We start from the raw sequence: 23,342 nt of genomic DNA on the forward strand, positions 1-23,342 counted from the left end.
CAAATGCAAATAGTTTTAATGGGGGGAATGGCTGATGAAACTTCGGCATGTGAGGCATGCTACTTTTCACCTCTATATACATGATCTTGTCTTGCTGGTTGATCCAGTTCTGGGCCCGGCAGAAAGCATGACACCTATCGACAACTCACCCAATCAGCGCCGCAACCCGCTTGTGGATTTACCTGTTGAGTTGGCGGAAGTAGTAAAAGCCGACTGCTGTCTTGTTACCCATATGCACCGGGATCATTTTGACAGCGCTGCTGGTGAACAGTTGCCTAAAGCCATGCCGGTGTTTTGCCAGCCGGAGGATTCTGACAAACTGAAGCAACAGGGGTTTGCCAATGTACAGGCTGTAATTTCAAATGTTTCCTGGCAGGGTATTTCCATTGTCCGGACAGGGGGACAGCATGGTACGGGTGAAATTGGCCGGAAAATGGCGCCGGTATCCGGCTATGTACTCAAATCTGCCGGTGAGCCGACCATCTATATTGCCGGGGATACTATCTGGTGCCCGGAGGTGGCAGAGACGCTGGCAATACATAGGCCTGACGTAATCATTCTGTTCGGCGGAGCGGCAAGGTTCAACCAAGGTGAGCCGATTACAATGGGGACAGAGGATATTGTTCAGGTATGCAGGCAGGCTCCCAGTGCTAACCTGGTGGTAGTTCATATGGAAGCAATCAATCATTGTCTATTGACCCGGGATGAACTCAAGCGTTTCCTATATCAGGAGGGGCTGGACAGCCGGGTACATGTTCCGGCGGACGGCCAGTGGCTTAATTTCTGCTAATATAATAAGGAGCGGGCGGTCCAGGTCGGAATTTAGATCCGAGACTTATGAGACTGCAGTATCTTGCCGTTAGGCTCGGGGGGATGGAATGAAAAAATATGCACTAATCTATAATCCGGTATCAGGAGATGCCAAGTTTAAGTCCCGCCTGGATGAGGTAATCGAATACCTGCAGGTATCCGGCGGACTGGTTCTGCCGTTCCGCACCAGGCTCAAGGGAGATATCCGGTCCTTTATCAGTCAGGTCCGGGGAATTGCGACAGACGGTTTTATCGTGGCCGGCGGCGATGGCACGGTGCATGAAGTTATCAATGCTATGCTGGCGGAAGAAATTGATGTGCCGCTGGGCATTATCCCCAGCGGCACATGCAATGATTTTGCCAGTCATTTGGGTTTTGGCAAAGACTTGTCTGTATGTCTTAGGGCTGTTACCGGCGGTGTATGGCGTACGGTAGATGTCGGGCGGGTGAATGGCGAGTATTTCCTTAATGTTGCCAGTGCAGGCCTGTTAACTTCTGTGGCGCATAGTGTGGATACTACACTAAAGAATACCTTAGGCCGGATGGCGTATTATCTCAAGGGATTGGGCGAATTGCCAAGCTTTCGCTCACTGCATGTAAAGATAACGGCAGACGGACAGATTATCCAGGATGATATTCTCTTATTCCTGGTTATGAACAGTGGAATGGTTGGCAGCTTTCCCACGTTGGCCCCCAAAGCCAAAATTGATGATGGCATGCTGGATTTGTTAGTTGTTAATAAATGCAGTATTTCGGAACTTATGGGCTTGTTTATCAGTATTTTCGCCGGCCGGCATACCTCTAGCAGCCACATCCGGCATTTACAAGCCGCCAACATTTATATTGAGTGTGAAGAGCCGGTGGAAAGTGATTTGGATGGGGAGCTGGGGCCGCTGTTGCCACTGGCCATTTCAACAATAACCAATAAGTTAAAAGTTTTTCGGTTAGCATAGGAGGGACTATTATGCGTTCCACAACATTGTGCCTGCCTGTTGAGGGCCGGCCGGCAGAACGTATTTTACTGGGTATGAAGAAGACCGGCTTTGGCCGGGGCAAATATAACGGCTTTGGCGGAAAAATCGAGGATGGCGAGACGCCGGTGACTGCAGCTGTGCGGGAGTTAAAGGAAGAATGCGGTCTTATTGTACGGGAAGAAGATCTTGAGGATATGGGCGAGCTGATGTTTGTTTTCCCCGAAAATCCGGAGCTTGACCACGACGTGCATCTATATATAGTGCGGTCCTGGAAAGGGCAGCCTAAAGAGACGCCGGAAATGAAACCGGAGTGGTTTGCGGTGACTGAAATTCCCTATAAAGAGATGTGGGCTGACGACAGTTACTGGCTGCCAGCCGTGCTTAAGGGCAAAAGGGTAAAAGGCGAGGTTGTTTTTTCTGCAGATAATGAAGAGGTTGATGCCATTACCATCCGGACCGAATAATACCGGCCGTTTTGCTCTATACCTAAGTGTCGCATTAAAAAACAATTGACAGACGGCCCGATATTTTGCTATACTTTGCACTAACAGATATGGTTATTATCGATGACCAGGAAGAGTACACATGGTCAGAGGGCCACAGCGAGCCAATGGTAGTGGAAGTTTGGCGCTGCTCAGCATGTCGAATGGGCCTGGGAGATACAGTCCGAGCCGCGAAAAGCGGGGTAGGCGCTGTCGGTTTCTTCCACCGTTACCAGGAAGCGGGTATCGGACTTTTGTCCTGTACTTAAGCAAGCCGGACCGGTTTATCTGGTCAATTAGGGTGGCACCGCGGGTTATAATACCCCGTCCCTTAGATTATGCTAGGAGCATAATTTAAGGGACGGGGTTTTGTTTTATTTATTGCCGAACCCATTAGAATTGCAGATAAGCCGCCATCTGCTTCGTTACTCCTGCGGGCTTCGCTCCAGCGTACTGCCGTGTACGCTGGCGTTCCAGTCCTCGGGGTGCCTCGCAGCTGACGACTTCTCTGCAATTCCGGCAGCACATATTATTAACGAGGAGGAGTTCACGTGGAGACTAAGCAGCAAGAACTAGTTACAATTAAAACCGGGCAAGAGGGACGTTTTCGCTGGGTGGCAGTCACGGCGCTGCTCCTGGCTATAGGTGTTATTCTAAAATTGGTTACGCCGGCAATTGCCGGTATTACACCGAACTGGCTGATTGCGATGTACTGTATTGCTATCAATTTAACCAAAGTGAATTATAAGCAGGCGATTGGCATTGGTTTGGTTACCGGAGCCATTTCCATTCCCATTTCCAAGGCCGCTTTGCCCTATGCGAACTTTGCCAGCGAACCGGTTGGCGCTCTGGTTTGTGCGCTGCTGGTCCATACCTCCCTAAGCATGAAACTGGGCGGCGTTAACCTGCGACCGGCAATAACCGCCGGTATCAGCACGGTGGCCAGCGGTTTCACGTTTATAACTATTCTAAAAGTGGTTTTATCTTTGCCGACAGCCGTTTATCTGTATGCTATGCTGCCTGTCGTGCTAACGGTAGCCGGCATTAATATAGTTATTACCCAACTGCTTTATTTCCCGGCGAAACGGTTATTTGGCGGCAAGGAGGAATAAGCTAATGGCGGTTGTGTTTGAACACTTTTCCTACGCATATCCGAACAGTGAGTTAGTACTTAATGATATTACCGTAACCATTCCCCGGGGATCTTTCAGTGTTATTACCGGCCCCAGCGGTGCCGGCAAAACCAGTCTGGCGCTGGCAATTGCCGGTGTGGTGCCGCATTATTTTGGCGGACGGCAGGGCGGAGCGGTACAAGTCGGCGGTGTCAATTCCTCGCAAAGCAGCATGGGTGAACTGGCTGAGCAGGTAGGAACCGTACTGGCTGACTATGAAAGCCAGCTGGTTGCGTTGACGGCTGCGGAAGAGGTGGCCTTTGGACTGGAGACTTCAGGCTGCAGCCGCAGTGAGATTGCCGAAAAGGTTAGTCAGGCGCTAACAATGGTGGGGTTGGCTGGCTTTGAGAATCGCGAGGTCGCAGGCCTTTCCGGCGGGCAAAAGCAACGCTTGGCCATTGCGTCGGTGCTGGTTATGGCGCCTGATATACTGGTGCTTGACGAGCCGGCGTCGGCGCTTGATCCGGAAGGCGCGGCCGGAGTATATGAACTGCTCGCTGAGCTTAACCGGCAGGGAAAAACAATTATTGTTGTGGAACACCAACTGGCACGGATACTGCCTTACGCCAGCCAAATCCTTGTTTTGCGGGATGGCAGACTGAATTTTGCCGGTGAAGTCGGTGAGACGCTTTCTTATATGTGGCAGCAGCCGGAGCTTAAACTGGGTGTTCCTCCCCTGTGGGTTATCAAGCTGACTCTGGAAGAAAGAACCGGCGTAAAATTTGGCGACTGGAAAACCGGAGAACAAGCCGCTGCAGAATTGAACCAGTTAACGGCAAACGAGAGCAGAGGAGTGGCCAGAAGTGCCTGATACTCTTTTAAATATACAAGATATTGTTTTTACGTATAAAAATGGCGGTAGGGCACTCGATCATGTTGATTTTGCCGTGAGAGCCGGTGAGTTTGTAGCCCTTGCCGGCCGAAACGGCAGTGGCAAAACAACCCTGACCCGTCTGGCCATGTCACTGATTAAGCCGGCGGGCGGCAGCATTCAGTTCGCCGGTAACGGTACGGCAGCCATGACGCCGGCCGATATGGCGCGGAGTATCGGCTATGTGTTTCAGAACCCGGACAGGCAGATATTCCGGGAAACGGTACTGAAAGAAATTGCCTATGGACCGGAACAACTGGGATTTAGCCCGGAGGCCATTAATGAATCGGTTGCCTGGGCGCTCAAAATGACCGGTCTTACAGAACTGGCCGGCAATTTCCCGCGCATGCTGAGCCGGGGGCATAAGCAAAAAGTGGCGATTGCTTCGGCTATTGCCATGAGACCGAAAATGCTTATACTTGATGAGCCGACCAGCGGCCAGGATCCATGGGAGGCCCAAAACCTGATGGAGCTCTTGACCGGTCTCAACCAACAAGGCATTACCATTATTCTGGTTACCCATGATATGGAACTGATTGCCCGGTATGCAGGCAGAGCCGTTGTGCTCAACCAGGGGAAAAAGGTGTTTGACGGTACGCCGGCCGAGTTATTTGACGGTAGCCGGAATATTGCGGCCTGGGGGCTTTTGCCGCCGGCTGCTGTTGCGCTCAGTCAGCAACTTACAGGCATTGACGCCGGCAATGCAGCTGAACTGACAGACTTGCTGGGAGCTGCTATTAAAAAAGGGAGGGAACAGTATGCCTAAGCTTGCGCCGCTTACAAAATTAATTCTAACTGCCGCGGTTTCGGTCTGGGCTTTGATTATCCCAACCTTAGCGGGGCAAGCGGCTCTGGCCGGCGGCGAACTGTTCATATTTGCACTGTACCGGCCAGCCGAAAAACATATCAAGGCAGCCGGCGGGTTGGCGATATTTGCCGGAATTTTGGCAGTCATCCAGTATGTATTTGGCAGTACAATTGAGTTTTCGCTGCTTTCAGGACTTAAAATGTTTGCCATGTCGATTGTTTTTATCTTCTTATTAGCCACCACTAAGCTGCAGGATTTGACAGCCGCTTTGGTAAGTCAGTGCCGGATTCCGTATGAGTATGCTTTTATGTTTACTTCGGCGCTCCGGTTTGTACCGGACTTTTTAGAAGAAAGCCAGGCCGTGCGGGAGGCTCAGGCCTGCCGGGGATACGTCTTCCGCGGCAATCCGTTAAAGCGCCTGCGGGACTATGTTGTTATTGTCGAACCGCTTGTTCTCCGGGCGGTATCACGCTCGGAAACCATGGCTATGAGCCTGGAACTTAGAGGCTTCGGACGGCAGGGACGCCGCCAGTTTACGGCCGATATAGCGCTGGGTGGTTCTGACTATGTAGCTATGCTTGCTATGCTGGGACTTACAATAGGATTGGCTATCTGCTGAAAATGATTGTTGCCGCTGGCGAGACAGAGAGTGGCAGCAATCATTTTTTTATAAAGACAAAGAGGAAAAATGTACATATAGCAGAATATAATACCAAATATCGCTGTTTTCTGTCGTATTACCCCTGGTGCTTTGGGGAACAACTAAAACCGCCAAATTATACAAACCAGAGAGGAGTTCAAACATGGCCTTAATTAATGAAAACTATCTTAAATTGCCTGGGAGCTATCTGTTTGCTGAAATAGCAAGACGTGTGACCAAGTTTAAAGAGGATAATCCCAATGCCAATATTATCAGACTTGGTATCGGTGATGTGACCAAACCATTGCCGGAGGCTGTCATAAAAGGTTTGCATACGGCCGTAGATGAAATGGCCAAAGCCGAAACCTTCCGTGGTTATGGTCCTGAACAAGGCTACGCATTTTTGATTGAAAAAATTATTGCTACCGACTATAAGCCGCTTGGGGTAACCCTTGAAGTTGACGAAATATTTGTCAGCGACGGTTCCAAGAGTGATGTAGGCAATATCCAGGAGATTTTCGGTATTGATAACATAGTTGCCATTACCGACCCTGTATATCCTGTTTATCTTGATACTAATATCATGGCCGGCCGCAGTGGCGAGTTGGCCGGCGGCAAGTTTGCCGGTGTGACCTATCTGACCTGCAATGCGGAGAATAATTTTATACCGGCGTTGCCTGAAGAACCGGTTGATATTATTTACCTATGCTTCCCTAATAATCCGACAGGTACTACGCTGTCCAAGGAAGAACTAAAAAAATGGGTTGATTACGCCAAGGCCAACGGTTCTATTATTCTCTATGACGCAGCTTATGAAGCCTATATTCAGGAGCCGGGTATCCCTCACAGTATTTATGAGATCGAAGGGGCTAAGGATGTAGCTATTGAATTTAGAACGTTCTCGAAAAATGCCGGCTTTACCGGTACGCGCTGCGCCTTTACCGTAGTACCGAAAACAGTTATGGCATCCCTGAAAGACGGCAGTCAGTATCCGCTGAATAAATTGTGGAACCGTCGCCAAACCACCAAGTTTAATGGCGTCCCCTATATCATCCAGCGGGGGGCGGAAGCGGTATATACACCAGAGGGTCAACAGCAGATAAAGCAGCTTATCAGCTACTATATGGCCAATGCCAAGACTATCCGGGAAGGACTCAAAAGCATTGGTTTGGAAGTGTTTGGCGGTGTCAATGCACCGTACATTTGGCTAAAAACACCGGCCGGTTATGACTCCTGGGCGTTTTTCGACAAACTGTTGACAGAGGTCAACATTGTAGGTACACCCGGTTCCGGGTTTGGTCCTGCCGGCGAAGGATATTTCCGTCTTACAGCCTTCGGCAGCCAGGAAAGTACGCAGGAAGCGATTGAACGCATCAAAACTAAACTGAGCTTGTAGAATTCCTGCATAACAGGAATTCTACCGAGAGTAAGAGAAGCCGCTCAAACGAGCGGCTTCTCTTACTCTTTATTGTCGCTGTGTGCAGCAACCTAAACCTCAAATTTATTAACAGCTTCTCTGAGTTCCACGGCCAGTTTGGCCAGAACTTGACTTGAAGAGGCGATTTCCTCCATAGATGCCGATTGCTCCTCTGTGGCGGCTGACACGGTCTGTGTTTCTGCGGAGGCTCGTTTACTTAAGTCATCAATCCGTTTTACTGAGTTAACAATTTGCTGACTGCCTACAGCCATCTGTTCGATGGCTGAGGAAATTTCTCCGATCTGATTAGATACTTGAGCAACAAGTGTGGTAATTTCCAGGAAGGCTTGCCCGGAAGCATTGACTACTTCAGCTCCCAGCTTAACTTCCCTGGTTCCCTCATTCATGGCGATTACCGCTTTAGCGGTGTCGCCCTGAATCTCACTGATCAAAACAGCAATTTGTTTGGCTGCATCCTGCGATTGTTCGGCTAATTTGCGGACTTCTTCCGCTACTACGGCAAAGCCGCGTCCCTGTTCACCGGCCCTGGCTGCTTCGATGGCGGCGTTGAGGGCCAGTAGATTGGTCTGGCCGGCAATACCGGAAATAGTATCCACAATCTGGCCGATTTCTTTAGAGCGTTCGCCTAATTTGGCCACAACCCCAGCAGAACTTGTAACGGTCTGTTCAATATGGGTCATTTGACTTACTGCTTTTTCCACCGCGTTATTGCCTTCGTTGGCTTTGCCTGAAGCCTGGGCTGACTGGGTAGCGACTTCAGTGACGTTGGCGGCAATTTGCTGGATGCTGGCTGACATCTGTTGAACCACCGCCGAGGTATCATTGGCCGCGCTTAATTGTTCTTCCATGCCTTTAGATACATCGGTAATTGAATGTGTCACCTGCGTGGCGGCTTGCGATGACTGGTCGGCACTGGCAGTCAGTTCCTCAGCCGATGCGGCCACCATTTCTGAGGATGTATCAATTTTTTTTACAAGTGCCCGCAGGTTGCCTATCATGGTTTCAAAGGCCCGGGCCAGCCGGCCCAACTCGTCCTGTGAGCGTACATTGATGCTGGTTATACTCAGATTGCCGCCGGCAATACGGCTGGCTGTTTCTTCAAGAATCAGCAGCGGTTTGGTGATGCGTGCCGCTGACCAGAGAATAACTATGATAGCTAAAATCAGTACCGTAATAATTGTAATTAGTGAAATCCAGGCAAAGGCGTTTAGCTGGGCTTTGGCTTCGTTGGCAGGCACTGTTACTCCCAGGGACCAGGAAGTTCCGGTAATTGGTGCATAGGCTAAATACTTTTCCACACCTGCATAAGGATAACTGGAAATTCCTGTTTCTCCACGCAGCATCTTTTCAGCAGCTGCTTTCAGAGCGGGGGTTGCATTAGGATCGTTGTTAACATTGGCTTTGTTTACTAATTCTTTATTGGGATGGACGATTATTGTGCCGTCAGTCCGTAAAACATAGGCATACCCGGTCTGGGCCACTTTAATATCCAGAATACGCTTTTCCACTTCTTCGATATTAATGGCCCCAGCCAAAATTCCGATAATGCGTCCGTCAGCTTTGATGGGGGTAGCAATTACTACGACCAGTTTACCGCTGCCCGGGGATATAATCGGATCGGTGATGGTGGTTTTCCCCTCAATTGCCTGTTTGAAGTAAGGGCGGCTTGTTGAATTGCCCGCTAAGCCGCGGGTATCAACGTAGTTACCGTTACTATCTGTCCAAAAGATGTTTTCATATAGCTTGTTATTGTTTATTTCTGAAATAATATAAGATACCATGGCGTCGCGATTGCCGCTGGTCATAACCGGCGACCGTGCGATGGTTTCTAATTCGGTTTTATGCTCTACAAGCCATAGCCCGACAGCTTCGCCATTGGTTTGTGCCAAGAGCGAAAGTTCTTTTTCAACATCCTGTACCAGCATTTTTTGCGATTGCCAGTAATTTAGACCAGCAAGTGTGCTAAGCGCAATTACAAATAGCGTTATTACTGTTACGGCAAGCTTTGCTCGTAAGCTTTTCAAGCTCATCTCTCCATTTCCGCATTTAGTGCAAAATCCAGTTTAGGAGCAGTGTGAATAAGCTATATAAAATGCTGCAAAAGAAAACTATTAATAGAATGTTTAGCGTTATAATTAGTACATCTGCTAATAATGCTAATGCTCCGAAATTATTATTAATCTTCCAGAAATCCCTCCAATCCCGATCAAGGCGCAGCACGCCCAAGTTATGAATGTACCTGGTTCTGGCAGCAATAAGGCAGATCAGGAAAAAAATAAAGACCCGCTATGGGCAGGCCTGATCCATCGATTTAACAGAATCGAATTTGCAACCTGGCAATCATAGGCACTCACTGCCTTTAGACCCATGGCTTTGCGTCCTTGCCTTTCGGCAAGTATGCCTACATATTCAGTTTAATAGTATAATGTTCGTCTTGTAGACGGTATTCTCACATGACTGATGCCATCTTCATATACGACTTTTCTCGTCATACAGCTGCGTCGCCTGATAAATATTTTTTAGTTGCAAATGCAATTCCTGTTTCTTTTCCAGAGTTAAATCCGCCAAAATCGTTTTTCGATGCTTTTCTGCAATGGAATTCCATTGCTGGTAGAGGCTTTTGGATTTTTCGGTTAAGAAGACATTTTTCTCTCTTCGGTCTGTACCTGTTTCCCGGATGATGAGTCCTTTTTTCTCTAAACCGGCTAAACTTTTGGATATAGACGCCGGCTCAATTTTCAAATAACAGGCTAATTGACGCTGCGTCAGGGGGGCACTATTCATTAAAATTATGATTATTCCCCACTCTGAAAAATGAAGATTATAGGGTTTAAAAAAGCGATTTAAACTATAAGAAATAATACGGGTTGTTTGGAAAAGCTGATGCATGAGCATTTCGTCGATTTGCACTCAAAGTTACCTCAATCATTAGCTAGTTAAGTATTATTTCAAATTATATTACATTTATTTGCAAAAGTATACCAATTTCTGTATTAATTTTAAAAATAATGTCATATTTTTTCTTTGCGCGTAGCTTAGATAGTAGAAATAAGCTATACAAATACATATTCTGGATTTTTTATGTGAGCATGGATGTCACTCCGAGGGGAACACTACATAATATAACAAAAGAATCCGGAGGGGAATGATATGCATGAATATATCCGGCTTATCAGGCATACCGGCAACCGGGATTTATTCCGGGCAGTTGAGATGTCAGTGGCCGCTCTCGTTAATGACAGGCCGTTTCATATCCAGGCCGAAGGGCTGCGTGGTACAGGCAAGACGACTATTATGCGGATGGCACGGGCTTTACTGCCTCCTATTACCCGGATAAAAAACTGCCTGTACAATTGTGATCCGGCTGCGCCGCATTGCCCGTTCCATCGCCATTTGTCCCGGGATGAGATTGCAGTTTTAGGTACGGAAGAGGTTCCACGTCCTTTTTTAGAAATCTCGCAGGCTGCTAAACCCGGAACCGTTGTTGGCAGTATTGACCTTGTCAAGCTTACCGATCCTGCCAAGCCGCTGGCAGCCTTGCTGCCCGGCACCATTCCCCAGGCGCACCGGGGTATAGTTTTTATCGACGAAATCAACCGTCTGGCCGATACATCACCTGAATTGGCTGATATTCTTCTGGATGTAATGGGCACGAGACCTGGCCGGGTACAAATCGAGGAGCCCGGCTTGCCGGTGGTTGAATTGCCGGTTACCGTAAGTATTTGGGCTGCGTCCAATCCGGATGAGGATCCTGGACCGCTTAACCGTATCAGAAAACAGTTGGCCGACCGCTTTGACTTGGCGGTGACAATGGGACGGCCGGATAATAGTCAGGATGTCGTTCGCATTTTAGCAGGGGAAGATAACAGGCAGAGAGTAGATCTGCCTGTATGTCAGCCACTGGGCAGCTTGCAGGATGTTACGCCTAGTCAGGATTTGCGCGAGGTTCTCGGAAGAATATACCTTGAGTTCAACCTGGAAAGTCTGCGGAGTATTACCGCTATGGAAACAGCAGCTTGCCTGACTGCATTACTCGCCGGCCGACCGACTGCCGGTGTGGCTGAGCTAATGCAAGTAGCGCCGCTGGCATTGATGCACCGGAATAATCAAGAAACAATAGCGGCAATTATGGAATTCCTTAACCGTTTACTGTGCGGTCAAGAGTATGCGCCGATTAACTGCGTAGCTTCGGCAACCAGCCCCGCAAAAGCTGTTTCCCCTGTGGCGGCACTCTTATCGTCACTTAAGTCGCAGATAGTGAACCTGCTTAGAAACCGTCCCTGGCTGCCTGATACCGGTACCCAAGGCAGCGGGCAGCCAGGAGGGGCGCATATAATTGATCCTTTGGCGACAACCATTATTGCGCCGCCCAACCCTGCCACCCCCATAACCCACTTGCCGGAAGATCAGTTTGTCACGATCGAAATCAATCAGCATGGCAGATAATCTTAACGCGAACTTAGAACGTTTGCTTTTACTTCAACTGGGCGGGGCAGCTAACAGTATTGCTCAGGCGCTTGCGGCCGAACAGGCCGCTCGGTTGGGTCAAAGTGCTGTAGTAAGTACCAAGGTTCATGCCTTTGACTCCCACAATCCCGAGCATGTCCAGATATTAGTGGATACCGATGCCGGTAAGATTTTTTATCACCGCAGCGACTGCGGTGCTGTTTGCCATCTGGATATTTTCCATGAGTGCGGTGAGATTGACCATAAACTGGCGGCAAGCTATATTTGCCGGGCCGTTGCCTTGTATAATACGCAGGCGGCTCAGCAGGCCGACGGGTTTTGTCAAGGGATTGTTAACCCGGAGCTTATCGATATTCAGACAGCTACCGGCGGCGGCAGGATTACGGGCAGCTTAAGAAGCGGGCAGAAGCCGTCAGTGCGACGGGTTCATGAAAATCATGTCCATGTGGCGCTAAGTCTGCCAACCGCAGATTTCGCATGTCTGCTCTATATTGTTGCGGCTGTAGAAACTGCAATCCAGAACATGGGCCTGGAACCGAGGCGAAATGAACGAATTAGTTATGTTGAATCTGCCGGCGGGCAAAATGACCTTAGTCCGTACACTGACCAGACAGATTCATTTCTTAAGGACGCCCCGGCAAGCCAGGAGGGCAGCAAGCCGGCTGGCGCGGCAAGTGATAATTGGCAGGCGCAAGAACCGGACCGGCATTCAGTTGGGCAATCTGCTCCTTCCGAAAATAGCAAAGGCAAAGGCGGCGGACAGACCCTTATCGGAGTAGACCAGTGTCATTCCGGCGAAATGTTTACCGGTTGCAGGTCAGATAAAACCATATCACAAGCGAGCGCGGCAGATATTTGCCTTTATGCCCCGCGACTGTTTGAGAGCTGGCAGCAGGCTATAACACGGATAAATAACAAAAGCAAGGTTACGGCTGCCAGCTCATTATCACGCCGTTTACAGGAGAACGGGCTAAAAGCGGCTGGCGCCTGTATTTATTCGCTATCAGAACTAGATGTTGCCGCTACCGTCAGTGCGGCGGCAGCGCGTTTTCTGACTGAGGATATGACCGGCAGGCTGCGCATTCACCCTCTGGATATACGGTTTATAGCCCGGCGCCCAAAGCGCGGCTGCGATACCTGCTTTGTGGTTGACAGTAGCGGCAGTATGGCCGGTCGGCGGCTGCAGGCAGCCCAATATTTGGCCGGAGAGATTTGCCGTTATGGTTACGGTCGGGTTAGTCTGGTGCATTTTCAGGACAGCCGGGCTGAACTGCTGCAGCCGTTTACCTATAGCCGTCAGGCTGTTCTGAGTGCGTTTAATAATCTGACACCCGCCGGGGCTACGCCGCTGGCGCTTGGTCTAAAGCAGTCGCTCGCTTATATTATCGGACAGCAGACAAAACATCCGTTGATCGTTCTTCTAACTGACGGAATACCTGGCCGCAAATATGGCGAAAATGCTGATCCAATGTCAGAGGCGCTGTTTGCAGCAGCCGAAATAGATCAGGCCGGGTGCGGTTTTTTATGTATTGGGCTGGACGATGAGGATGTTTTTTTGCAGAAACTGGCCTATACGGCCGGCGGTGTTGCTTATATTTTCTCAGAGTTCACTGCACAGGTAATGCAATGATGCGTCAAGTCGTTAGGAACTGATTTTGGCGTTCAGGTTAAGGGCGGCAGCTAATTCGCGGATAGGTATCATAGCATGTCCGTTATTCATGTACGGTGCCTGAGGCAGGACAATAGTCCTGCCGTCAGCAATGATCGTGGGGCGGCCGATTTTTAGGATAGCTTTTTTCTGACCGGAAGTAAAAGTGAATTCATCCTTCGCCTGCTCAATGCCAACAGCAAGCGCATCGGCAACCGAAATGGCCGGTAAGTAGAGGCTTTGCGTTTTTCCTGCCTTGCTTATAACTGCCGGTGCGGGCAGGATTATTTTACGGTTATTGACAATGACCAGGGGAGTATTGGCTTTGGTTTTTATTTGCCGGGGCTTCTTGGAAGATCCCCCGGGGGCAAATGCATCAAAGAGGGTTTTGGCGATATCGGTTTCAGCGGTATAGTACGGGTTAGCGTCAGACAAATCGGCGCCGTTCATCATGAATACAATGCCGAGGTTGCTGTCTTGGTCATAATATGCATCACTGGCCAGGCCGTAGGCTTCGCCCGAGTGACCGACAAGTCGTTTTCCCGGTACCAAGTCATCGGTTATATGAAAATTGAGTCCTTTTTGTTTATAAAAACCATGCATACTGTCGCCAAACCACTGCAATTGATGCATAAGATCGCTGGTATCAGCTTTAAGAATACGATTACGGTTATAGTTCATATGGGCTTGCATAAACTTGGCGAAATCGACTGCGCTGGAGCGCAAGCCACCGGCCGGAGAATGGCTCAGTGCACTGGCGGTAATTGGAGCTGACTCCGGCTTGACGCCTTGATAATCATCTTTGGTAGGCCGGAAAGCTTGTATCTGGCCGGTAGGTCTGTACAGTACGGCAACATTCCGCCAGTTTTTAATATCAGCCGGCTCAAAGCTGGCATCCATGCCGATAGGGCTGAAAATGAAGCGGGAGCAATATTGTTCGAAAGAGATGCCGGAAATTTTTTCGACAAGAGAGCCGATAATGCCGGTGCCGAAGTTAGAATAACTAAACTGGGAGCCAGGGGCATAATCGGCGAATGTATCAGGATCATAATACCGGCCTTTCGGGACAAGCATGTCGCGGATATTGACCTCCTGCAGCAGCTCAGGCGTTCCGGCGACAAGGCTATTATAGGCTCTGCTGTCGACAATGCTGGAAGTATGGTTTAAAAGCTGGCGGAAGGTTATTTTGACGTCAGGATAGTTTGGGTTACGGACGGGATATCCCAGATAGGCGCTGATATCATCGTCAAGGTTAAACTTGCCCTGGTCATATAGCTGCATAAGGGCGGTTGCCGTAACCATTTTGGATAAAGAAGCCATCCTAAAAACGGTGTCAGCGGTTACGGGCCGGGAAGTGCGAAGATCGGCCCAGCCATAACCGCCGCTCCAGATCAGTTTATTATTGGTAAATACGGCGGCAGACAGACCGACGATTTTATGATCCTCCATAGCTGCCAATAGCTTTTTATCAAGAGCGGTTGGCTTGGCCGGACGTTCGTAAGGCGGCAGGGGATAGTAGCCGGCGAACGCCGGTTGAGCAGCCCAAATCAGTATTAGCGCCAGACCTGTTATAATAACAGGCAGTCGTTTTAGAAAAATGGTAAAAGACATGGAGACGCCTCCTTTAATTGCGGGAAAGGCTCGCTTGGGTCAACATTCTATAGCCGGAAAAATAAGCGGTTATAGTAAACAGTACCATTAACAGCATTAATAGGCAGCGGCCCGGTATTCAGGTCGCAGACTGCCTGACGATTTTGCCCGTTTGCTGCTATCCGGTATAAAGCGTGGTTGGCCGATCCGTTTGTGTAGTAGACATAGCTACCACTGGTATTAATAAACCCGGCCTTGTCATCTGTTAACTTATTGCGCCGCGTGCCGTCTGTTCCGATTGAATAAAGCTTTTGGCCGTCGCTGTAGTTGCTGTAATAGATAATGTCATCCTGGACCGTCATAAAGAGAACCTGGTCATTGGAGATTTTGCTGCGGCCGGTACCCTCTATTCCGATACGGTAGATGCTATAGCCATCGGCGGGATTGAGATAATAAATCCAGTCGCCGGAGACGCATAAGTTTTCAGCGGCGTCATTGCCAAGTTGCTCTGGCATTCCACCGGTCAACGGCAGTTTATAGATATGATTATCCGACAGGGAACGGTTATTCGACCATTTTATATATACGAGATAATCACCGGTGATGGCAATCTGATTGACCGGATCGTCTCCCAGCTTGATTTTTTCAGAGCGGTCCAGGCTCAGCCGGTAGAGGCGGTGATTATCCGACCAGTTGCTGTAGTAGAGATATTTCCCGGAAATATTTAGGTTCCAGGCTTCGTCGTCATTAAGAACTACAGGTGTGTTTTCCCCTGCTTTTAAACGGTATATATTTTCGCGGCCACCCGCGTAAATATCACCGGCAAGATCAAGGTAATAGATATCGCCGGCTGCGTCGCCTACAGCCAATCCATTATTGGCAAGATTAACGTTAGCGGCTGCTGCCGCTAACGGCGCCGGGGCAACCAGCAGCAACAACGCCAGGGCGGCTGCGACCATGGGGATAAAAAGGGCGGCTCTGCTCATGGCTTTTTCCCTCCGGCTGCTATAGCAGTAAGCGTAAAGTATTTTTCCGTGGCCTGGTAAATAGCCTGGGCTGCAGACAAGCGGTATACTCGCTGAGCTATCATTTTGGCATCCTGCGGGTGGGGCATCATAGCTACTTCCGCCAGTGCTGACGGAACCCAGGTGGAATTTAACACAACCAGTCCGGGCCGGTCTTGGAGCGGATATTTCTGAATTCTGAGAGCGTCTGCCAGTTCGTCGGCAAGGAGGGTGGCCAATTCCTTGGCCGGCTGTACAGCGGTGGAATTATAAAGTGCGGTGGTGCCGCGGTATAACTTTTTGCTGCGTCTGGCATATCGTCAGGCATCGAATTATTATGAATGGAAATAAAAGCGTCAGCCTGTAAAATGTTTGCAGCATCGGCCCGGTCCAGTAATCCTGGATTGCTGTCATCTGTCCGGGTCATATATACGTCATAACCATGCTGGCGAAAAATATCGCGGCAGAATAAAGCAATATCAAGATTAAGCTCTTTTTCCATAAGGTAATTGCTGGTTGCGCCCAGGGCGCTGGCGCCATGCCCCGGATCGAGCACTATCGTTTTGATTGTTTTGACTGCCACCGGATCGTTAAAGCTTAGCACAAGGTATGTGCGAAAGAGAATGGTGTTATCCGGCTGGGGCAGCTGCCTGCGTTTAACAGTACTAACCTGAACCTTGGCGTTACGTTTATCGTAAGTTGTTGTTATTGAAACTTCATTGTTATGTATTGCGGCTGTTAGCCGGTTTAGCCTGGAAGAAGCGATTGTTTGTGTTAGGCAGCCGGCTGCTCTCAGTTCAGGCAGGCTTTGGTCTGCGGCAATAAGAACTTGCAGGCGGTTGTTCTGTTCTTGTATGCGATACTGTGGCTCATACCGGTATAAGAGCGGATCGACTACAGGAGTTGGTAACGTTCCGATGCGGGCGCTATCCGACGGCTAACCTGCGTTTTTACTAACCCTCTGCCTGTATATCTTTACGGGATACTGTATAGTGAGGAGTGTTCGCCTTATAAACAAAAACACCTGCCAGAGCCAGGTGCTAAAAACTGATCCAATATGTAATTAAGCCTTGATGTAATTTGTGTGTTGACAACTGTGCATAAATCTTGGTATTATATATACAATATTTTGATAATTTGATCGTCGATGACCAGGAAGAGTAAACATACAGAGGAAGCTGCAGCGAGCCAATGGCAGTGAGAGTTTGGCGCAAATCCGGTATGTTGAATGGGCCTGGGAGATATAGCCCGAGCCGCCCGCAGGCGGGGTAGGCGCTGTCGGATTTCTTCCGCCGTTATCAGGAAGCGGGTATCGGATCGTAGATCCTGTACTTTGACGAGCCGGGTCAGGGCGTATGGTCGTGACCAATAAGGGTGGCACCGCGGGTTAATCCCCGTCCCTTAGCTTATGCACAGCATAAGCTAAGGGACGGGGATTTTGTATTTTAACTTTCAAGAAAAAGAGAGGGGGACGTAAAAATGGAAAACAAAAAGCAAGAGCTGGTTACCATTACTACTGGTCAGGAGGGACGGTTTCGCTGGGCGGCTGTGACAGCCATGCTGCTGGCTATTGGGGCCATTTTACGGCTGGTCAGTCCGAGTATTGCCGGTATTTCTCCCAACTGGATTATTGCTATGTACTGTCTGTCCATCGTTTTATTCCGGACTTCATTGGGAAGGGCGGCCGGTATCGGGCTGGTGGCCGGCGCTTTGTGTCTGGCAACTTCCAAGTCTGTGCTGCCCTATGGCAATCTGATCAGCGAACCTGTCGGGGCTTTGGTTTGCGCCGGTATTGTCGGGCTGCCCTTTTCGATGAAAGTAGGCCGGCTGGAACTGAGGCCGGCCGTGGGCGCCCTGTTCGGAACGCTGGCCAGCGGTCTGACCTTCACCACCTTGGCTAAACTTATCCTGGGATTGCCGCTTAAGGTATATCTCTACGGTATGCTGCCGGTGGTACTGACAGTGGCTGCCACCAATACCGTGATAGCCCAGGCCATGTATTATCCGGTGGCGGCTCTCTTGCGCGGAGTTAACGCCAACTACAAGGAAGAAGGTATCAGTAAATGACCATGTTAAATGCTGCAATAGAAACCATGCCGCTCCAAGATATGCAAAAGCTGCAGCTGGGCCGGCTGCAGGAACTGGTGGCCAGAGTGTATCAAAACTCGCCGTTTTACCGGCAGCGGCTGGACGCCGCCGGTGTTAGGCCCCAGGATATTAAGTCGCTGCAGGATATTGCCAAACTGCCGCTGACGACTAAGCAGGATATGCGTGATAATTATCCCTACGGCATGCTGGCCGTGCCGCTTAAAGATATCGCCCGCTTTCACTCCTCCAGCGGCACTACCGGCCGGGCTACGGCGGTTGCCTATACCAAGAACGACCTGGCCATGTGGGCCGAATCATTGGGCCGGACGCTGGCCGCCGGCGGCCTGGGACCCGAATCGGTTTTTCAGGTTGCCGTCAACTACGGCATGTTTACCGGCGGACTCGGCATGCACTACGCCGCCGAACATGTCGGCGCGGCCATTGTGCCGGCTTCGTCAGGCAATCCTGTCCGTCAGGCCATTTTAATGCAGGACTTTAACGTAACCGATATTATTATTACACCCTCCTATGCGCTGCACTTAGCCGAAGCCATGCAAGCCAAAGGCATCGACCCGAAGCGCTTGGGGCTGAACGCCGTTTTTTGCGGTGCCGAAGCCTGGTCTGACGGCATGCGGCTTGAGCTTGAAAAATCTTTCGGCGCGCCTGCTTATGACGTCTATGGCTTAAGTGAAATTATCGGACCGGGTGTGGCAACCGACTGCCGCTGTCAAGAGGGGCTCCATTTCCATGAGGATTTGTTCTATCCGGAGGTCATTGACCCTGAAACCGGCGAGGTTTTGCCGGACGGGCAAACCGGCGAACTGGTAATTACCACGTTAACCAAAGAGGGCATGCCGATGCTGCGCTACCGGACCAGAGACCTTACCTCACTGGAACGCCGTCCCTGCAGTTGCGGACGTACCGGCATTACCATGAAGCGGGTCACTGGCCGCAGTGACGACATGCTCATTATTCGCGGTGCCAATGTATTCCCGTCCCAGATTGAAAGCGTGCTTCTCGAAATGGGGGCGACGGCACCGCATTATCAGTTAATCATTGACCGGGAAACTAATCTGGATAAACTGACCGTGCTGGTAGAACCCACCGAAGCCGGTTACGTGGAATTAGGCGCAGCCGGCCTGGCTGACCTTGAAAAGGCCATTGAAAAACAACTCAAGGCTGTGCTCAATGTAAAAGGCACCGTGCGGATGGTGGCACCGCATACGCTGGAGCGCAGCGAAGGCAAAGCCAAGCGGGTTATTGACAACCGGAAATTAGCGTAGCAAAAAGACTGTTCAGAGAGGTCTGAGCAGGCTTTGGCTACTATATCAGAGTTTTTTACCGAAATGATAATTGTATTTTAATAAAGTCGCGTGTGAAATAAGAAATTGTGTGCCCCGTCCCTTCTTTGATGGACAGTTAAAACGCATGATATGCTGAAAATCAGAGAGGGGATTTTATGGCAAAACAACAATATGATGCTGAATTAAAAATGGAGGCAATTCGCCGTCTCGAGAGAACGGGAGAGTTATATCTATGGATTCCCGGCCATAGGCCGTTAGCCTATTTCCTTTAATGTAGATAGCAGCGTCTCAAATTAGGAAAAAGAGGTCAAACCCCAATAATCCAAAGGGGCTGACCTCTTTTTTCGCCAAACAGCTTACATTGAAAAAGCGCCTTTTTTCCTGTATATTCAAATAAACAACCTTAGATCTTATTCCGGCTTGTAACGCGATCCATAGGAGGTATGAAACATGAGAACTGCAATTGTTATATTTGCCAAGGTTCCTAACACCGGCGACAACAAAACTCGGCTTACAACTAAGCGGGGCGGCATTTTAACCCTGGAAGAGGCCAAAGACTTTTATGAGGCTTCTCTCCTGGACGTTATTGACAGCTGCCTTACCGCTAATTGCGGCGACATATACATTTGCCAAAATCTAAGCGGCAACAAGGACTATATGAATCACATTGTAGCTTCCTCATTCGGCAACAGGGCGGTAAAAGAGATCTTTACGGATGAAGGATGTTCTTTCGATCAGGGCATGCAATATGCCGTAGATTACATATTTAAAGGCGGTTCTGACCAAAGACTGGCCGATAGCGTATTCATCGTCGGCGGCGATACGCCTACTCTCCAGCCGGCAACCCTTCGCGAAGCAGTCCAAAAGCTTAAACAGCTTGCTTCCAGTCCCCGGGCATTGGCCTGCGCACAGCGAACCAATTTATTAAAGCCGGCAATCGGCGCTGGCCTCGTTGAATCGGTTGACCAGGAAGGCGGCTTTAACTTAATTGGCTATACTTATGCTACGCCCTTTTCTTTTAACGGCGTGTTCTACAATGAAAATGGCATAACGGCACTGGATATGATTGCCTACAAGGTAGCCGAGCAGCAAATCCCCATTGGCCTCGTAGAAATGATTCCCGACATCGATCTGCCTGCCGATCTGGCCAGCTTACTACCGGTGCTGAACACGCTGAAGCTTGTCCAGCAATGCGATGCAACCGTCGTGCTACCCAAAAGAACAATACACTATTTAGAAGAAATAGGACTGCAAACAACGGCCCACGTGTCTACAATCACCGATTAACAAAATAGTGTATCGTGTAAGATTCATATTGCTCTTTGGTAAATTTTAAAAATTGTAAATAACGCCCAGACCCTTGTATTTTACTTAATGTTTCAAGGTATGCATTGCTATCCATTCCACATCTTCGGCAAGTAGATTTCCGCCGCATTGCGCTTGTGGATGCAGAGGTGCGGCAAAGGAAACAGTATTTAATGCTTGCAGATATGCATCAAGTTCTTTCGGCATTGTCTTCGCTTTAAAAATCCAGAAAGAATCGGTAAGCTTGCGGGCTGGCCCAGCATCCTGTACCAGCTTTTCCAGCTTCTCTTTTTCTGCATCACGTAAATGTTCACTATGTACGATATGCAGTATTTCCTGATTTTCCTTGTCGGCAGGCAGCAATTTTCCGCCTCGGGGTCCGTTAGGATGCAGCGGAGCGACAAATGATTTTACAGTTAAGGCTTGCAGCTCGGCCTCCACTTCTTTCGGCAGCAGATCAGCCTCGATGAGCCAAAGTGTATCTGTCATTGTACGATACGGAGCCGACTCCCGCATAGCCTTTTCCAAACGCTCTTTTTTCGGGCCGGGTGTGATTTGACAGTGTAATACGTAGATCATATTTCTCCTTTTGTCTGGACGCTTGCAACTTACTTCTGCAAAAAAAATGCAAAACCTTTCCAGGTCGCAAATTGAGACAGGTTGTCCAATTTCAGGAAATTAAGACGTAGTCCCATATACTGCCTCTAACAAAGTTCGTTTCCGCAATTCGGCACACTCACAGGCCTGTTCAGTATCCAACCGGCTAATAGCATCCCCCAAAATATGTCCAATCTTGTCTGCATCCTCATAGAAGATTTGACTCAACTCCTGGTGTTCCCAGTCCTTCACGCTCCCTTCCCAATTAATTGACACCCGTATGCCCGGCATAACAGACACTAATTTCCCGCGCCAAATAGACTTCAGGACACAGACTTTGGCCAACTATATCGGCATGCCCTTTTAACATGGCCACTTCGGCCGGACTTTCAAAATGACGTCCATCGGTTACGGCATATACCCCCCCGGCGAAATACCCGGTGTAAAGGGTCTTGCTTCAGCCGCTCCAATTAGCACTTTGCGCAGCTGGGCAAATGGCATGACGCATAATCAGAAGATAATAGATAATACCCTTCTAGCCCCACCCTTGAGCATGGATTGATCCATATAATCCCGGGTGTCGAGCAAATGGTTAACAGACCCCACGCCGCCTTCCACCAGTATTTTTTTACGCCGATAATAGCAATTTCTGCCTGCTAAATAGTACTCAAAATTTCGCTTCCCAAATTTTTGCATTGTCTTAAAACGGTCGTAAAATGGTATATTAGGTATCCCGATGGGGCCGAGTTTTACCGGCGGCTCGGATGAGATACGTCAGCTGCATAAAAACTGCCAGCAGCCCATTTTACAGAGTTGCTGGCAGAGAAGATGTTCTTTTCGTATTTTATTGTCACTTGACGGGGCAGTTTAACTGCCGGTTTGTCGTCTTTTGTTTTCTAGGGCTAACGCCACAGCCCCTTTGACTAGCGGACTATGCTGATTTGCGGTGGTTAGCGGGGGATGGATTTTTTCCATACCTAATTGGCATTAGCCAAATATTCCTGACTGACGAGACGTTTGATAGAAATATGTTTGGTGGTTGCCAGGTCAATAATGGTGCCGCTGTGGGTCTTGACTACCGGTTTGTCCAGCTTGTTGGCATTAAAGAAGATAACCTGTCCTGTGCGGCCGTCGCTCAGGAGAACCGGCGAATTTATCAGGCAGTCGCGAACATGTCTGATAAAGGGCTGACAGACAGCCTGATCCAATTTGTCAAAGAGGTCTTTGGTCATATATTCCAGCACGGGGAACGGATTAGCGTGTTCGCCTTCATAGGCTTGTTGATGAAACAGGTCGGCAACCGCAACAATCCGGGCATAGGGGTGAATTTTATCACCTGTTGAACCCATTGGGAAGCCGCTGCCGTCCATCCATTCGTGGTGCTGGATGGCGCTGAGCAAGACTTCCTGCGGTAACCCGGGCACATGGTGGAGAAGCTTGCCGCTGTTAATAACGTGAGCCTTGGGTTCCGGATCGGCATCCTTGGCGATTACCAGTTTACCGACATCGTGCAGCAGGCCCGCCAGTACAAGTACTCTAAGCTGGTCATCCGACATTTTGAGCTTGCGGCCGATAATACTGCTGATAAAGGCTACCATAACGGAATGACGGGTAACCTTGTCGGCAAGATTGAAGTCACTTACCAACAGATAGTCCATAATGGCCGGCCCGGTGGATAGTACGGTCGAGTAAATGCTGAACGAGGTTTCTTTCAATTCCTGGATGGGAATTTCTTGGCTGTTACGGATAAAATCAAAAGACTGGGAAGTGGTTGTTACCAGTCCGTCATACTCTTTGAAAAAGTTCATGAACTCTTCTTTAACACTGCTCTGTCCGGCGGGTATCTTTTGTTCCGGCACCGCTTGTGGTACCGGCTCCGGCGGGCTGTCCGACGGTGAATCGGTTTCGCCGTCCACAAAGACATGGCTGACATTCCACATGGACAGCAAGGCGATGGTTCGCGGGGCGATTACTACGTCTTTTCCCAATAGAATCTTGCCGCTGGCCGACAGGATCGGTTCGCCGATAGTCATGCCGGGAACCAAGTCTTTTACGGCGATCATCCTGGTTGACAAAATACCAGCTCCTTCATACTATATATTCTGCAGTAAAGAGTTTGCCGGCGCGTATTGCCAACAAACCAC

23 protein-coding genes, 1 riboswitch and 1 other annotated feature are annotated in these 23,342 nt (G+C 49.4%); of the genes, 13 read left to right on the plus strand and 10 right to left on the minus strand.

Annotation, left to right across the window (positions count from 1 at the left end):
• The first annotated feature begins 34 nt into the window (after positions 1-34).
• From SATMO3_RS00370 to SATMO3_RS00405, 8 genes are all read left to right on the plus strand, one after another.
• On the plus strand, positions 35-790 hold the full coding sequence (locus tag SATMO3_RS00370; RefSeq protein ID WP_371375918.1) for an MBL fold metallo-hydrolase: 756 nt from the start codon (positions 35-37) through the stop codon (positions 788-790).
• Between the two features lie 88 nt (positions 791-878).
• Positions 879-1,763: a diacylglycerol kinase family protein gene (locus tag SATMO3_RS00375; protein ID WP_371375920.1), complete on the plus strand. Its 885-nt coding sequence runs from the start codon at positions 879-881 to the stop codon at positions 1,761-1,763.
• A gap of 11 nt (positions 1,764-1,774) precedes the next feature.
• Positions 1,775-2,248: an 8-oxo-dGTP diphosphatase gene (locus SATMO3_RS00380; protein ID WP_371375923.1), complete on the plus strand. Its 474-nt coding sequence runs from the start codon at positions 1,775-1,777 to the stop codon at positions 2,246-2,248.
• Positions 2,249-2,341: 93 nt separating this feature from the next.
• Positions 2,342-2,601: a binding site (T-box leader), on the plus strand.
• 216 nt (positions 2,602-2,817) lie between these two features.
• On the plus strand, positions 2,818-3,378 hold the full coding sequence (locus tag SATMO3_RS00385; protein WP_371375925.1) for a tryptophan transporter: 561 nt from the start codon (positions 2,818-2,820) through the stop codon (positions 3,376-3,378).
• 4 nt (positions 3,379-3,382) lie between these two features.
• The gene (locus SATMO3_RS00390; RefSeq protein ID WP_371375928.1) at positions 3,383-4,249 is read left to right on the plus strand and encodes an energy-coupling factor ABC transporter ATP-binding protein; all 867 of its coding nucleotides are present in this window, start codon (positions 3,383-3,385) and stop codon (positions 4,247-4,249) included.
• Entirely contained in the window at positions 4,242-5,075 is an 834-nt protein-coding gene (locus SATMO3_RS00395; RefSeq protein WP_371375931.1) for an energy-coupling factor ABC transporter ATP-binding protein, read from the plus strand. The genes SATMO3_RS00390 and SATMO3_RS00395 overlap by 8 nt, the downstream gene beginning before the upstream one ends.
• Positions 5,068-5,736, plus strand: coding sequence for an energy-coupling factor transporter transmembrane protein EcfT (locus SATMO3_RS00400; protein ID WP_371375933.1), 669 nt, complete (start codon positions 5,068-5,070; stop codon positions 5,734-5,736). The genes SATMO3_RS00395 and SATMO3_RS00400 overlap by 8 nt, the downstream gene beginning before the upstream one ends.
• Positions 5,737-5,920: 184 nt before the next feature.
• The gene (locus SATMO3_RS00405; RefSeq protein ID WP_371375936.1) at positions 5,921-7,153 is read left to right on the plus strand and encodes an LL-diaminopimelate aminotransferase; all 1,233 of its coding nucleotides are present in this window, start codon (positions 5,921-5,923) and stop codon (positions 7,151-7,153) included.
• A gap of 92 nt (positions 7,154-7,245) precedes the next feature.
• On the opposite strand, the gene SATMO3_RS00410 is transcribed toward SATMO3_RS00405, so the two are convergent.
• Both SATMO3_RS00410 and SATMO3_RS00415 read right to left on the minus strand, forming a co-directional pair.
• A complete protein-coding gene (locus SATMO3_RS00410) occupies positions 7,246-9,219 on the minus strand; it encodes a methyl-accepting chemotaxis protein (protein WP_371375938.1) in 1,974 nt (657 codons plus the stop codon).
• A 300-nt stretch (positions 9,220-9,519) separates the two neighbouring features.
• Positions 9,520-9,607, minus strand: a riboswitch (cyclic di-GMP riboswitch).
• A 57-nt stretch (positions 9,608-9,664) separates the two neighbouring features.
• Positions 9,665-10,105 carry a MarR family winged helix-turn-helix transcriptional regulator gene (locus SATMO3_RS00415; protein ID WP_371375941.1) on the minus strand — a complete coding sequence of 147 codons (441 nt, stop codon included), beginning with the start codon at positions 10,103-10,105 and terminating at the stop codon, positions 9,665-9,667.
• 240 nt (positions 10,106-10,345) lie between these two features.
• Here SATMO3_RS00415 and SATMO3_RS00420 point away from each other — a divergent pair, with 240 nt between their 5' ends.
• Together SATMO3_RS00420 and SATMO3_RS00425 are read left to right on the plus strand one after the other, a co-directional pair.
• Positions 10,346-11,641: a magnesium chelatase gene (locus SATMO3_RS00420; RefSeq protein ID WP_371375943.1), complete on the plus strand. Its 1,296-nt coding sequence runs from the start codon at positions 10,346-10,348 to the stop codon at positions 11,639-11,641.
• Positions 11,607-13,292 carry a VWA domain-containing protein gene (locus tag SATMO3_RS00425; protein ID WP_371375946.1) on the plus strand — a complete coding sequence of 562 codons (1,686 nt, stop codon included), beginning with the start codon at positions 11,607-11,609 and terminating at the stop codon, positions 13,290-13,292. Before SATMO3_RS00420 ends, SATMO3_RS00425 begins: the two co-directional genes overlap by 35 nt.
• Positions 13,293-13,304: 12 nt before the next feature.
• Here the strand turns inward: SATMO3_RS00425 and SATMO3_RS00430 are convergent, their stop codons facing one another.
• Genes SATMO3_RS00430 through SATMO3_RS00445 form a run of 4 tightly spaced genes read right to left on the minus strand, consistent with a single transcriptional unit; the run spans position 13,305 to position 16,508 of the window.
• Positions 13,305-14,921, minus strand: a complete 1,617-nt coding sequence (locus tag SATMO3_RS00430) for a serine hydrolase (protein ID WP_371375949.1) — start codon at positions 14,919-14,921, stop codon at positions 13,305-13,307.
• A gap of 47 nt (positions 14,922-14,968) precedes the next feature.
• Positions 14,969-15,886, minus strand: coding sequence for a DUF5050 domain-containing protein (locus SATMO3_RS00435; protein WP_371375952.1), 918 nt, complete (start codon positions 15,884-15,886; stop codon positions 14,969-14,971).
• Positions 15,883-16,143 carry an N-acetylmuramoyl-L-alanine amidase gene (locus SATMO3_RS00440; RefSeq protein ID WP_371375955.1) on the minus strand — a complete coding sequence of 87 codons (261 nt, stop codon included), beginning with the start codon at positions 16,141-16,143 and terminating at the stop codon, positions 15,883-15,885. Before SATMO3_RS00440 ends, SATMO3_RS00435 begins: the two co-directional genes overlap by 4 nt.
• Entirely contained in the window at positions 16,056-16,508 is a 453-nt protein-coding gene (locus tag SATMO3_RS00445) for an N-acetylmuramoyl-L-alanine amidase (RefSeq protein WP_371375958.1), read from the minus strand. The genes SATMO3_RS00440 and SATMO3_RS00445 overlap by 88 nt, the downstream gene beginning before the upstream one ends.
• 875 nt (positions 16,509-17,383) lie before the next feature.
• Here SATMO3_RS00445 and SATMO3_RS00450 point away from each other — a divergent pair.
• The 3 genes from SATMO3_RS00450 to SATMO3_RS00460 all read left to right on the plus strand — a co-directional run bounded on the left by SATMO3_RS00450 (position 17,384) and on the right by SATMO3_RS00460 (position 20,583).
• Entirely contained in the window at positions 17,384-17,971 is a 588-nt protein-coding gene (locus SATMO3_RS00450; RefSeq protein WP_371375960.1) for a tryptophan transporter, read from the plus strand.
• Positions 17,968-19,275 carry a phenylacetate--CoA ligase family protein gene (locus SATMO3_RS00455; RefSeq protein WP_371375962.1) on the plus strand — a complete coding sequence of 436 codons (1,308 nt, stop codon included), beginning with the start codon at positions 17,968-17,970 and terminating at the stop codon, positions 19,273-19,275. Before SATMO3_RS00450 ends, SATMO3_RS00455 begins: the two co-directional genes overlap by 4 nt.
• Positions 19,276-19,746: 471 nt before the next feature.
• Positions 19,747-20,583, plus strand: coding sequence for a DUF2064 domain-containing protein (locus SATMO3_RS00460; protein WP_371375965.1), 837 nt, complete (start codon positions 19,747-19,749; stop codon positions 20,581-20,583).
• 84 nt (positions 20,584-20,667) lie between these two features.
• On the opposite strand, the gene SATMO3_RS00465 is transcribed toward SATMO3_RS00460, so the two are convergent.
• From SATMO3_RS00465 to SATMO3_RS00480, 4 genes are all read right to left on the minus strand, one after another.
• Positions 20,668-21,180 (minus strand): hypothetical protein, encoded by a 513-nt coding sequence (locus SATMO3_RS00465; protein WP_371375968.1) that lies wholly within the window; start codon positions 21,178-21,180, stop codon positions 20,668-20,670.
• Between the two features lie 99 nt (positions 21,181-21,279).
• Complete coding sequence (locus SATMO3_RS00470) at positions 21,280-21,450, minus strand: hypothetical protein (RefSeq protein ID WP_371375971.1); 171 nt, start codon at positions 21,448-21,450, stop codon at positions 21,280-21,282.
• Positions 21,451-21,463: 13 nt separating this feature from the next.
• Positions 21,464-21,568 carry a hypothetical protein gene (locus SATMO3_RS00475; protein WP_371381647.1) on the minus strand — a complete coding sequence of 35 codons (105 nt, stop codon included), beginning with the start codon at positions 21,566-21,568 and terminating at the stop codon, positions 21,464-21,466.
• A gap of 607 nt (positions 21,569-22,175) precedes the next feature.
• The gene (locus SATMO3_RS00480; RefSeq protein WP_371375974.1) at positions 22,176-23,273 is read right to left on the minus strand and encodes an HD domain-containing phosphohydrolase; all 1,098 of its coding nucleotides are present in this window, start codon (positions 23,271-23,273) and stop codon (positions 22,176-22,178) included.
• Positions 23,274-23,342 lie beyond the last annotated feature (69 nt).

Source organism: Sporomusa aerivorans (assembly GCF_041428895.1).
GTDB lineage: Bacteria > Bacillota > Negativicutes > Sporomusales > Sporomusaceae > Sporomusa > Sporomusa aerivorans.

Excerpts from the sequence above, each read along its gene's own strand:
- SATMO3_RS00370 (WP_371375918.1), top strand. The coding sequence starts at position 35 with ATGAAACTTCGGCATGTGAGGCATGCTACTTTTCACCTCTATATACAT.
- SATMO3_RS00375 (WP_371375920.1), top strand. The coding sequence starts at position 879 with ATGAAAAAATATGCACTAATCTATAATCCGGTATCAGGAGATGCCAAG.
- SATMO3_RS00380 (WP_371375923.1), top strand. The coding sequence starts at position 1,775 with ATGCGTTCCACAACATTGTGCCTGCCTGTTGAGGGCCGGCCGGCAGAA.
- SATMO3_RS00390 (WP_371375928.1), top strand. The coding sequence starts at position 3,383 with ATGGCGGTTGTGTTTGAACACTTTTCCTACGCATATCCGAACAGTGAG.
- SATMO3_RS00400 (WP_371375933.1), top strand. The coding sequence starts at position 5,068 with ATGCCTAAGCTTGCGCCGCTTACAAAATTAATTCTAACTGCCGCGGTT.
- SATMO3_RS00405 (WP_371375936.1), top strand. The coding sequence starts at position 5,921 with ATGGCCTTAATTAATGAAAACTATCTTAAATTGCCTGGGAGCTATCTG.
- SATMO3_RS00420 (WP_371375943.1), top strand. The coding sequence starts at position 10,346 with ATGCATGAATATATCCGGCTTATCAGGCATACCGGCAACCGGGATTTA.
- SATMO3_RS00430 (WP_371375949.1), bottom strand. The coding sequence starts at position 14,921 with ATGTCTTTTACCATTTTTCTAAAACGACTGCCTGTTATTATAACAGGT.
- SATMO3_RS00435 (WP_371375952.1), bottom strand. The coding sequence starts at position 15,886 with ATGAGCAGAGCCGCCCTTTTTATCCCCATGGTCGCAGCCGCCCTGGCG.
- SATMO3_RS00450 (WP_371375960.1), top strand. The coding sequence starts at position 17,384 with ATGGAAAACAAAAAGCAAGAGCTGGTTACCATTACTACTGGTCAGGAG.
- SATMO3_RS00455 (WP_371375962.1), top strand. The coding sequence starts at position 17,968 with ATGACCATGTTAAATGCTGCAATAGAAACCATGCCGCTCCAAGATATG.
- SATMO3_RS00460 (WP_371375965.1), top strand. The coding sequence starts at position 19,747 with ATGAGAACTGCAATTGTTATATTTGCCAAGGTTCCTAACACCGGCGAC.
- SATMO3_RS00465 (WP_371375968.1), bottom strand. The coding sequence starts at position 21,180 with ATGATCTACGTATTACACTGTCAAATCACACCCGGCCCGAAAAAAGAG.
- SATMO3_RS00475 (WP_371381647.1), bottom strand. The coding sequence starts at position 21,568 with ATGTTAAAAGGGCATGCCGATATAGTTGGCCAAAGTCTGTGTCCTGAA.